Annotated in this window: 2 protein-coding genes and 1 pseudogene (1 of these 3 running past the window's edge); all 3 read left to right on the top strand. The window is 66.3% G+C overall.

Going from position 1 to position 1,664, the window contains the following annotated elements:
• Positions 1–83, top strand: a pseudogene (locus ACFE99_RS03080) (type VII secretion protein EsxI); the annotation flags it as partial.
• Positions 84–136: 53 nt separating this feature from the next.
• The gene (locus ACFE99_RS03075) at positions 137–1,429 is read left to right on the top strand and encodes a threonine aldolase family protein (RefSeq protein WP_375482315.1); all 1,293 of its coding nucleotides are present in this window, start codon (positions 137–139) and stop codon (positions 1,427–1,429) included.
• A protein-coding gene (locus ACFE99_RS03070) for an FAD/NAD(P)-binding protein (RefSeq protein WP_375482313.1) crosses the window boundary here: on the top strand, positions 1,426–1,664 show its 5' end (the start). 1,654 nt of this gene lie beyond the right edge of the window; only the first 239 of its 1,893 coding nucleotides appear in the window; it begins with the start codon at positions 1,426–1,428; its stop codon lies beyond the right edge, outside the window. The genes ACFE99_RS03075 and ACFE99_RS03070 overlap by 4 nt, the downstream gene beginning before the upstream one ends.

Raw genomic sequence — 1,664 nt, 5'->3', positions numbered from 1 at the left:
CCAATGCTCATGGCGGCAAGGTGCAAACCGCCAGCAGCAACATGGCCAGCACCGATGCCGCCGTCGGCGCCAGCTGGGCCTGACGCGGTAAGTTAATCGTGGCGTCGGCGATCACCCGCTACGAGCGGGTGACCCAATGACCGGCTGCAGCTACGTCGAGGACCGCTGCCACTGCGGCGGCGCGACGTACACCCTGGTCGAGGTCGTCGCCGAGCGCATCGAATCGATATCGGGCGTCGTCGCCTACGCGATTGACCACCGCCACCACGGCGAGGGGCTCAAGATCGCTAGGACGCCAGATCGCTCCTTCGCCAGCGACAACGTCGCAAGTGGCGCACCCGAGATCATCGCGGCTGTTGCGGCGGCAGCCTCTGGGCAGGCACCGCCCTATGGCGCCAACAGTTGGACTTCGAGCGCACGACGTCGCTTCAGCGAGATCTTTGATCGCGACGTCGATCTACTTCCCGTTTCCACCGGTTGGGCGGCGAACGCATTGAGCTTGGCCGCGCTGACCCCGCCGTGGGGTGGTGTGTTATGCCACCGCGACAGCCATATCAACAACGACGAGTGCGGCGCACCGGAATTCTTCACAGGAGGTGCCAAACTCATCGCGCTGGCTGGGGAAAACGCCAAGATCGACGCCGACGAGCTGCAGGCGGCGGTGCTCCGCAAGGTCGGTTTCGGTGACGTGCACAGCGTGCAACCTTCCGTGTTGAGCCTCACCGAGGCCACCGAGACCGGCGCGGTATACACTCCCGCCGAGATCGGACACCTGGCCGGCGTTGCCAAACACGCGGGCCTGCACGTTCATATGAACGGCGCTCGCCTCGCCAACGCCGTAGCCGCATTGGGCTGCAAGCCCGCCGAGATAACCTGGCGCGCCGGCGTGGACATGCTGTCCTTTGGTGCCACCACGAACGGGGCCATAACCGCCGATGCCGTCGTCGTCTTCGACCGCTCCCTGACCACCGAGCTCAGGTTCCGGGCTAAGCGAGCCGGACAACTCGCCGCCAAGATGCGTTTCGCCGCCGCCCAACTCGATGCCTACCTCGCCGACGATCTGTGGCTGTGCAATGCCCGGCACGCCAATGCCATGACCGCCCTGCTCGAAGCGGGACTGAAGTCCATCCCCGGCATTCGCGTTGTGCGCACGCCACAGGCGAACATCCTCTTCTGCCGCCTGCCCCAGCAGGTCATCGACGGACTTCTGGACGAAGGTTACGGCTTTTACCACGGCCGTTGGAAGCCAGGTGTCGTCCGTTTCGTCACCTCCTTCGCCACCACGACGCGCGATGCCGACCAGCTGGTACATGCGGTCCGCCGACTCGCCGCGGCCGCGACCGAGGAAAGCCGGCCTAAACGGGCTCGAACGCAGAGATCAGCCAGCGGTCGCCGATCTGAGGTGGCGTGTATGGGAGGCGTCCCATGATCGAGATGGCCATCGTGGGGCTCGGCTCGTGGGGTATGTGCGTCATGGAGCGGACGGTGAGCCGGGCCTGGCGGGTAAGGACGCCGGTGCGGCTGCACGTGGTCGAGCCCTCTCAGCTCGGAGGCGGGGTTTACGCCGCCGAGCAGCCGGACTTCCTGGTCCTCAACAACGCCTGCGGCCAGCTCGCCCTCTACGCCGCCCCCGACGGGGAGGCCCTCCCCCCCTACTACGTGGG

The organism is uncultured Mycobacterium sp. (assembly GCF_964249325.1).
GTDB lineage: Bacteria > Actinomycetota > Actinomycetes > Mycobacteriales > Mycobacteriaceae > Mycobacterium.
Note: the sequence above shows the minus strand (reverse complement) of the source record. Positions and strands in the feature narration are given on the sequence as shown.